A 328-nucleotide genomic window follows, 5' to 3' on the forward strand; every position below is an offset into this window, starting at 1 on the left:
GAAAAACTTCGAGCAGTTGGGCGCGCGCGATGTCACCTTGAAAACAGTCAGCAAAATTGGCTACGTTCTGAACATCTACAGTGGCAAAGAGCCGATTAAGAAAATAGGAAACCGAGCAATTCGGGTTAGCCAAGAGCAAGAAATCGTCTTAGAAGAGGTGAGCCTTAAGCTTGCCCCTACCTTGAAAATGAACATGTATTCTTGGCATGGGTTTGTAACGGTATTGCTGCTAGCCTGTTTGGTGTTCGTTTTTTTTACTAAGCCTTTTATCCGAAAGCCACAGTTTCTCCAGCCTAGTGAGTATCAACATTTTCAGATTGGCGTGACT

At 44.2% G+C, this 328-nt stretch carries 1 pseudogene; it reads left to right on the forward strand.

What is annotated here, in order from left to right:
- Positions 1–328: pseudogene (locus AB4512_RS24670) on the forward strand (winged helix family transcriptional regulator); the annotation flags it as partial.

This window comes from Vibrio sp. 10N.222.52.B7, from assembly GCF_041474275.1.
Taxonomy (GTDB): Bacteria; Pseudomonadota; Gammaproteobacteria; order Enterobacterales; family Vibrionaceae; genus Vibrio; species Vibrio crassostreae_C.